Annotated in this window: 7 protein-coding genes; 5 read left to right on the top strand and 2 right to left on the bottom strand. The window is 55.8% G+C overall.

Annotation, left to right across the window (positions count from 1 at the left end; genetic code table 11):
• Window positions 1–244: 244 nt before the first annotated feature.
• Together AUQ42_RS07495 and AUQ42_RS07490 are read right to left on the bottom strand one after the other, a co-directional pair.
• The gene (locus AUQ42_RS07495) at window positions 245–2206 is read right to left on the bottom strand and encodes an FAD-dependent oxidoreductase (RefSeq protein WP_068518473.1); all 1962 of its coding nucleotides are present in this window, start codon (window positions 2204–2206) and stop codon (window positions 245–247) included.
• 1 nt (window position 2207) lies between these two features.
• Complete coding sequence (locus tag AUQ42_RS07490; RefSeq protein WP_068518472.1) at window positions 2208–3044, bottom strand: alpha/beta hydrolase; 837 nt, start codon at window positions 3042–3044, stop codon at window positions 2208–2210.
• A gap of 205 nt (window positions 3045–3249) precedes the next feature.
• On the opposite strand from AUQ42_RS07490, the gene AUQ42_RS07485 reads away from it, so the two are divergent.
• Genes AUQ42_RS07485 through AUQ42_RS07465 form a run of 5 tightly spaced genes read left to right on the top strand, consistent with a single transcriptional unit; the run spans window position 3250 to window position 8765 of the window.
• Complete coding sequence (locus AUQ42_RS07485; protein ID WP_068518471.1) at window positions 3250–5544, top strand: bifunctional salicylyl-CoA 5-hydroxylase/oxidoreductase; 2295 nt, start codon at window positions 3250–3252, stop codon at window positions 5542–5544.
• A gap of 6 nt (window positions 5545–5550) precedes the next feature.
• Window positions 5551–6309: an SDR family NAD(P)-dependent oxidoreductase gene (locus tag AUQ42_RS07480; protein WP_068518470.1), complete on the top strand. Its 759-nt coding sequence runs from the start codon at window positions 5551–5553 to the stop codon at window positions 6307–6309.
• The gene (locus tag AUQ42_RS07475) at window positions 6306–6806 is read left to right on the top strand and encodes a MarR family winged helix-turn-helix transcriptional regulator (RefSeq protein ID WP_068518469.1); all 501 of its coding nucleotides are present in this window, start codon (window positions 6306–6308) and stop codon (window positions 6804–6806) included. The genes AUQ42_RS07480 and AUQ42_RS07475 overlap by 4 nt, the downstream gene beginning before the upstream one ends.
• Entirely contained in the window at window positions 6799–7611 is an 813-nt protein-coding gene (locus tag AUQ42_RS07470; RefSeq protein ID WP_068518468.1) for an enoyl-CoA hydratase family protein, read from the top strand. Before AUQ42_RS07475 ends, AUQ42_RS07470 begins: the two co-directional genes overlap by 8 nt.
• A complete protein-coding gene (locus tag AUQ42_RS07465; protein WP_068518467.1) occupies window positions 7611–8765 on the top strand; it encodes an acyl-CoA dehydrogenase family protein in 1155 nt (384 codons plus the stop codon). Before AUQ42_RS07470 ends, AUQ42_RS07465 begins: the two co-directional genes overlap by 1 nt.
• Window positions 8766–8777 lie beyond the last annotated feature (12 nt).

Here is an 8777-nt window from a genome sequence, read left to right as displayed (position 1 = left end):
TGCCCGCAGGAACAGTCTTTGAACCTGCGATCCTCCTGCGTTACGAGCCAACTTGAAGGCTGAAGCTGTTAAGAAATCGCTCCAGTGGAGCGATTTTAAGCTGAAGGTCGAGCACGGCGACAGCCGCGCGCAGACTGCGCTCGTAGGGCATCAACACATCTATCCGATACCTGTTTGCAGGTTCTTTGCAAAGGCAAGAGACAAGAGCAGTCATAACCAAATCCCGTTGCCGTCGCCGCAATCCCTACTTGTCAGAGCGCGTCAAAAACATCGGCCCGCCCTTATGTCTTGGGAAGCCATAGCCATTGACCATCACAACGTCGATGGCATCTGGGCTGTTGGCGATGCCTTCGCTCAGGATCTTGTCGCCTTCATTGCGCATGGCCGCGAGGATGGTGTCGATGATTTCATCATGGGAAAAGTCGCGGCGTGTGATGCCCTTCTTTTCTGACTCGGCAATGACCAGCGCGTCGACTTCCGGGTCCGGTTGGGCTTTGCCATGTTCGTCATAGCGATACCATCCAAGGCCGTTCTTTTTGCCAAAACGTCCCATTTCGCACAGGTAATCACCCAGTGCGACATAGCGTTCTGCCGGATCACGGAAGGGGGCAAGGCGTTTGCGCGTGGCCCAGGAAATTTCGAGACCAGCCATATCCTGCATGGCAAACAGGCCCATCGGGAAGCCAAATTCGACCATGGCAGCATCGATCTGATGGGGAAGAGCACCGTCTTCGAGCATATATTCGCAATGCTTGCGATAGGCCGACATGATGCGATTGCCAATAAAGCCGTCACAGACGCCGCATGGAACAGCAATTTTGCCAAGAGAACGGCCAAAGGCAAAGGCGGTCGCAAGGCTTTTCGCGTCGGCCTGCTTGGTTCGGACGATTTCCAGTAGCTTCATGATATGGGCAGGCGAGAAGAAATGAAGCCCGATCACACGCCCCGGATTAACGCATTTTACCGCGATCTCGTTGATATCAAGATAGGACGTGTTGGATGCCAGAACCGCATCGGGTTTGCAATGAAGGGACAGTTTGCCAAACACGTCATGCTTGACCGCCATATCTTCAAAGACGGCCTCAACCACCAGATCGGCCGAAGCCAGGGCGGCATAGTCCGTACTGGTTGAAAGGGCAGCCATCAACTGATCAAAGCGGTCCTGAGTGATCAATCCGCGCTTGAGGCTTCCTGAAAGATGCTTTTCGACCGTGTTGCGGCCATTCGCACAGGCATCTTCATTGCGTTCAATGATCGTGACCTTAAAGCCCGCAAGCAGCGATGCGGTTGCAATGCCCGCCCCCATGATGCCGCCGCCAATCACGCCGATATCGGTAATGGGGGCGGGATCGACACCGGAAAGCTCGGGCAATTTGCCAACCGAACGTTCGGCAAAGAAGATGTGACGAAGCGCCTTTGACTGATCGCTGTCGCGCAGCTCGATAAAAGTTTGGCGCTCATAGGCAAGACCGTCTTTGGCGCCCTTTTCAAGGCCGGTACGCAGGACATCAATGGCCGCAAGCGGTGCAATCTGGCCGCGGGCGTTTTTACGGGCGGTTGCGACAATGTCGTCCCATGCGGAACTGTCGGGTACATCGACCGGCGGACGATCAACAAGGGCGACCGGCATATCGCGATCAAGGATCGTCTGGGCAAAGTCCTTGGCGGCATCAAGCAGCGCGCCGTGGCAAATCGCATCGATCAGGCCAATTTCGTTGGCCTTGGTGCTTGAAACAGGTTTGCCGGACGTGATGATGTTAATGGCCTCAGTCACAGGGACCAGACGGGGCAGGCGAACCGAGCCGCCCGCACCGGGGATCAGGCCAAGATTGACTTCCGGAAGGCCAAGTTTGGCCGATTTGTCTGCAATCCGGTAATGACATCCCAGCGCGACTTCGAGCCCGCCGCCAAGGGCATGACCGTGAATGGCGGCAATAACCGGTTTGGTTGCTGCTTCGAGCCGTTTGATCACATCGGGAAGGATCGGGTCTTTGGGCGGTTGGCCAAATTCCGTCACATCGGCCCCGGCGATAAAGGTTTTGCCGCCACAGATCAGGATCGCGATCCGGATGGCCGGATCATGATCGACTTGATCAAGGGCATCAACGATGCCGGCCCGCACCGGATGGCTGGTGGCGTTGATCGGCGGGTTGTTGATTGTGATGATGCCGATATGGTCTTCACGGGTCAGGGTGACGGTGGTCATATCAGTCATCCTCCCCGCTGATCGGTGTCAAAAGGCAGGCCGTCAGATCAGACTCGGGATCGGCAAGATCGGCAATGACATCGAAATGATGCTTGTCCGGGGCATGAACCGAACGGGTCGATGCGCCAAGCCCGATCCAGATATTGGCAAGCAAATCATTCTGGCGGACAAATTCCGGACGTTCATCGGCTCCAACCCAGCAGGTGATCGAGCAGGGCAGGGTTGGTTTGAGAAGGGCCGCACTTTCGGTTGCCGCTTCTTCTTCATCAAGGCCCAGAACATCATTCATCGATGTGTTCAAAAGCGGTCGCAAATCATGAAGGCCGGAAATTGACACCGTGTTTTCAACCCGTGCCAGAACACCGGGTGCCAAGGGCGAGGTGTTTGAAACCATCCGGCTGACAAGATGCCCGCCCGCCGAATGCCCGGTCAGGTGAATGGGACCGGATATGCGGCCCGCAACATGATTGATTGCCCCGGCAACCTGTCGGGTGATCTGGGACAGGCGGGCATCAGGTGCGAGCGTATAGCTTGGCAGGCAAACAGCCCAACCCCTGGCGACCGCGCCATTGGCAAGATGCGACCAGCTTGATTTGTCAAAGGCCTTCCAATAGCCACCATGAACGAAAACGACCAGGCCCTTTGGTGCGCCGCCAGGCAGGAACAGATCATATTTTTCGCGATCAGCAGAACCATAGGGAACATCAAGTTCGGCCCGGCCATCGGCAATCAGGGCATCGCGGAACCGGGAGGATTGTTCAGCCCACATGCCCGGAAAGGATCCGGCATCGGCAATATGGTCGCCATTGGCATAAGCATCATCCCAGTCGGTAATCATGTGACTTCTTCCCTGATATTCGATGTGGAGGCGGTTCGGTCCCGCGGTCAAAGGCGGGCTTGCGCATTCTGGTTATAGGACAAATTCTAGGCAACTTCACAGATATTTCAAACTTAAAATATTTGTGCTTGAAATAAAACAGAACGAGGCGTACCGTTTTATCAGTTTCCCGAAACAACCAAACAAATCAGGAAGGGAAAAGCTGGTGAGAGTAGCTTGTCTGGGTGGCGGTCCTGCGGGACTTTATTTTGCAATCTCGATGAAATTGCGCGATCCCGCCAATGAGGTGGTGGTGATTGAACGCAACAAGCCCGATGACACATTCGGCTGGGGTGTGGTGCTTTCTGACGAGACGCTGGATAATTTGGCCGAAAATGATGCCAAAAGTGCCGAGGCCATTCGTGCCAGCTTTTCCTATTGGGATGATGTTGCGGTTCAGTATCGCGGCGAAAAGACTGTTTCGACCGGTCATGGCTTCTGCGGTATTGGCCGCAAAAAGCTTCTGATCCTGCTTCAGCAACGTGCGCGTGAGCTTGGTGTTGAATTGCGGTTCGAGACCGAGGCCGAAAGTGCGGCAAGCTATGCCAAGGAATTTGATCTTGTGGTTGCCAGCGACGGGTTGAATTCCAAAACCCGCAGCGAGTTTGCCGATCAGTTCCAGCCCGATATTGATACCCGCAAATGCAAATTTGTCTGGCTTGGAACGCATCAGAAGTTCGACGATGCCTTTACCTTCATCTTCGAACAGACCGACAAGGGCTGGGTCTGGGCGCACGCCTATCAGTTTGATGACGAAACCGCGACCTTTATTGTCGAATGCTCGCAGGAAACCTGGGACGCATACGGCTTTGGCGAGATGTCCAAGGAAGAGTCGATTGCGACCTGCGAGGCGATTTTCAAGGATCATCTTGGTGGTCATGCCCTGATCAGCAATGCCCATCATATTCGTGGTTCGGCCTGGCTGAGTTTCCCGCGCGTTCTGTGCAAAAGCTGGTCCCATGAAAATATCGTCCTGATGGGCGATGCGGCGGCGACCGCGCATTTTTCGATTGGATCGGGAACCAAGCTTGCGCTTGAAAGTGCGATTGCGCTGGCCAATTACCTGCATTCCGAGCCCGATCTGAAATCGGCCTTTGGCAAGTATGAAGACGAACGCCGTCTTGAGGTACTGCGCCTGCAGTCAGCTGCGCGCAACTCGATGGAATGGTTCGAAGAGATCGAACGTTACTTTGATTTCGATCCGGTCCAGTTCACCTATTCGCTTCTGACCCGGTCGCAACGTATCAGCCACGAAAACCTGCGCATGCGCGATGCCAAATGGCTGGAAAGTGCTGAAAGCTGGTTCCAGCGCAAGGCAGGATTGCCGTCATCCGAACCGGTCCGTCATCCGATGTTTGTGCCGTTCAAACTGCGCGATATGGAACTGAAAAACCGGATCGTTGTTTCCCCGATGGCGCAATACAAGGCCGTTGATGGTTGCCCGACCGACTGGCATCTGATCCATTATGCCGAACGTGCCAAGGGCGGTGCGGGGCTGGTTTATACCGAAATGACCTGTGTCTCGGCCGATGGCCGGATCACGCCGGGCTGCCCGGGTGTCTATGATGATGCCCATGAAGCGGCCTGGAAACGGATCACCGATTTCGTTCATGGCGAAACGGATGCGAAAATCTGCATGCAGATCGGTCATTCGGGACGCAAGGGGTCAACCCAGCTGGGTTGGGAAGAAATGGATGCGCCGTTAAAAGACGGCAACTGGCCGCTTTTGTCGGCATCCGCCATTGCCTGGTCTGATCGCAATGCGGTTCCCAAGGCCATGACACGCGAAGATATGGATATGGTCCGTGACCAGTTCGTTGCCGGGGCCAAAATGGCCGACCGCGCCGGATTTGACATGATCGAAGTCCATGCCGCGCATGGGTATCTTCTGTCATCCTTCATCAGCCCGGTCAGCAATACGCGCGATGATGAATATGGCGGATCGCTTGAAAACCGGATGCGTTACCCGCTTGAAGTCATCAATGCCGTGCGTGCGGTCTGGCCTGCCAACAAGCCGATGTCGGTGCGTATTTCGGCCAATGACTGGGTCGGGGATGCCGGGGTCACACCCGAAGAAGCGGTTGAGATTGCCCGCATTCTTCAGGCCCATGATGTTGATATTTGTGACGTTTCTGCCGGTCAGACGACAAGGGATGCGCGCCCGGTTTATGGCCGCATGTTCCAGACGCCGTTTTCTGACCGTATCCGCAACGAAGCCAAAATGGCGACCATGGCGGTTGGCAATATTTACGAACCCGATCACGTCAATTCGATCCTGATGGCGGGGCGTGCGGATCTTGTCTGTCTGGCTCGTCCGCATCTGGCCGATCCGTACTGGACGTTGCATCAGGCAGCCCAGCTTGGCAATCGCACCGAAAACTGGCCGGCCCCTTATTATGCCGGGCGTGATCAGTTGTGGCGTCTTTCTGAGCGGGCCGATGTCATGACCGGAAAGGTGTAAGTCGTGATGGGTGATCTTGCCATTCAGCGTGCATTGATAACCGGGGGCGGTTCAGGTGTCGGGGCGGTTATGGCCCGGATGCTGGCCGATGCCGGGGTCAAGGTTGCCGTTTCCGGCCGCCGGACCGATGTTCTGGCCGAGGTCGCCCAGCATGAAAACATCATGGCGATCGCAGCAGACGTTACCGATGAAACATCTGTGCGCGACATGTTCACCACCATGGTCGAAACCATGGGGGCACCCGATCTGGTGATTGCCAATGCCGGTATGGCTGAAAGTGCGCCGATCGGAAAAACCTCGGTCGATCTTTGGAAACGCACCATTGATGTCAATCTGACCGGAACGTTTCTGACCTTCCGCGAAGGGCTTGCCGTGATGGACAAGGCCAAGCCGGGGCGACTGATTTCGATCGCCTCGACCGCGGGGCTAAAAGGTTATGCCTATGTCACCGCCTATTGTGCGGCAAAGCATGGTGTTGTCGGCCTGATCAAGGGGATGGCCGTTGAGCTTGCCAGCAGCCCGATCACCGTCAATGCGGTTTGCCCGGGCTTTATGGAAACACCGATGCTTGAAAAATCGGTGGCAAACATCGTTGCGAAAACCGGCATGACCCGTGATCAGGCTCGTGCAAGCCTTGCCAAAATCAATCCGCAGAACCGGTTCATTCAACCAGACGAGGTAGCAGAAACCGTGATGTGGCTGTGCAGCCCGAATGCGGGATCGATCACCGGCCAGACAATTTCCGTGTCGGGAGGAGAAGCATGAATATGAACAAATCCGAAAATGCCACCGGACCGGGCGGAAACGAAACGTCTGATATCTCCAAGGCACGCTTGCGGGCCTGGCTGCAAATCCTGAAAGTGTCGCGCAAGATCGAAGGCGAACTTCGCGAAAAAATGCGGGTCGAGTTCGGATCGACCTTGCCGCGCTTTGATGTGTTGGCGGCCCTTTATCGCGAACGCGATGGCATGCGTATGAGCGAACTTTCAAAATCGCTGATGGTTTCGAACGGCAATGTCACCGGTATCGTGGACCGGCTTGTGGCAGAGGGACTGGTGGTCCGCCTGCCGGTCGAAAATGATCGCCGGGCATCGATCGTACGACTGACCGAGGCAGGCGAAAAGGATTTCGCCGAACGCGCACTGGTTCATGAAAGCTGGGTTTCCGATCTGTTTTCCGATCTGTCGTCATCGGATGCCGATGCCCTTATTCGTATTCTTCGCACCATCTCCCACCATAACGAGGCGCCCCACCATGACTAGGATGGCCAACATCACACCGACCCATTTCAATTGGCGTATGGAAGGCGACGTTGCCGTCATTTCACTGGACCGGCCGGATCGTAAAAACCCGCTGACCTTTGAAAGCTATGCCGAGCTTCGCGATACGTTCCGCGATCTGGTCTATGCCGATGACGTCAAGGCCGTGGTGTTTGGTTCGAACGGTGGCAATTTCTGCTCTGGCGGGGATGTGCATGACATTATCGGTCCGCTGATCAAAAAGGACATGAAGGGCCTTCTGGAATTCACCCGCATGACCGGTGATCTGGTCAAGGCGATCATTGGCTGTGGCAAGCCGGTGATTGCGGCTGTGGATGGCGTTTGTGTGGGTGCGGGGGCAATCATTGCCATGGCATCCGACCTGCGTCTGGCAACCGCAGCATCCAAAACTGCCTTCCTGTTTACCCGGGTCGGCCTTGCCGGATGCGATATGGGCGCATGTGCGATCCTGCCACGCATCATCGGTCAAGGTCGTGCCGCCGAACTTCTTTATACCGGTCGTTCCATGTCGGCCGAGGAAGGCGAACGGTGGGGGTTCTATAACCGTCTGGTCGAGGCCGATGTTCTCGAAGCAGAAGCCATCGCCCTTGCCACCCGTATTTCCCAGGGTCCGAATTTCGGTCACATGATGACCAAGACCATGCTGGCCCAGGAATGGAACATGTCGATTGAACAGGCCATCGAGGCCGAAGCACAGGCGCAGGCGATCTGCATGCAGACCGAAGATTTCAACCGCGCCTACAAGGCCTTTGTCGCCAAGGAAAAACCGGTGTTTGAGGGCAATTGATGGCTGATACATCCTACCTTGACTGGCCGTTTTTCGAAGATCGCCACCGTGAACTGGCGACGCGTCTTGATGCATGGGCATCGGCCAACCTTGATGGCATTGATCATGGTAATGTCGATGCCGCGTGTCGGGATCTTGTGGGGCGTCTTGCCGGGGGCGAATGGCTTCGCCATGCCGCGATTGATGACACAGATCCCAATTCGAAACTTGATGTCAGGTCGCTGTGCCTGATCCGCGAGACACTGGCACGCTATGACGGTCTGGCCGATTTCGCATTTGCAATGCAGGGCTTGGGGAGTGGCGCGATCTCCTTGTTTGGAACGGAAGCCCATCAGAGGGAGTGGCTTCCAAAAGTACGTTCCGGCAAGGGGATCGCTGCCTTTGCCCTGACTGAACCAAAGTCGGGATCAGACGTTGCCAATATCGCCCTGGATGCCCGGCGCGATGGTGATGACTTTGTTCTGAATGGCGAAAAAACCTGGATTTCCAATGGTGGCATTGCCGATTTCTATTGCGTCTTTGCGCGCACCGACGAAGCACCCGGGGCAAAGGGGCTTTCGGCCTTTGTGATCCCGGCCGGTATTCCCGGGTTTGAAATTGCTGAACGTTTGCATACCATTGCCCCGCATCCACTTGCGCGCCTGAAATTCACCGATTGCCGTATTCCGGCATCAAGCCTGATTGGCAAGGGCGGGGATGGTTTCAAGATCGCCATGTCGGTGCTTGATGTTTTCCGTTCGACCGTGGCGGCGGCGGCCCTTGGCTTTGCGCGCCGTGCCCTTGATGAAACCATCACGCGGGTTCAGGAACGCGAACTGTTTGGCGCACCGTTATTTGATCTTCAGATGGTGCAGGGGCATGTCGCGGACATGGCGCTTGATATCGATGCGTCGGCACTTCTGGTTTACCGGGCCGCGTGGCTGAAAGACAGCGGTGCCGCACGGGTCAGCCGCGAAGCGGCGATGGCCAAACTTTATTCCACCGATCATGCACAAACCGTCATAGACAAGGCGGTGCAAATTCATGGCGGCGATGGTGTGCGCAGTGGCCACATCGTTGAATCGCTTTACCGGGAAATTCGCGCCCTTCGTATTTATGAAGGCGCATCCGACGTCCAGAAAATAATCATCGCACGGCAAACGCTGGCGCAATAATGGCTGTATCAG

The sequence above is a fragment of the Thalassospira sp. MCCC 1A02491 genome, from assembly GCF_001613785.1.
In the GTDB taxonomy this organism is placed as follows: domain Bacteria; phylum Pseudomonadota; class Alphaproteobacteria; order Rhodospirillales; family Thalassospiraceae; genus Thalassospira; species Thalassospira povalilytica.
Note: the sequence above shows the minus strand (reverse complement) of the source record. Positions and strands in the feature narration are given on the sequence as shown.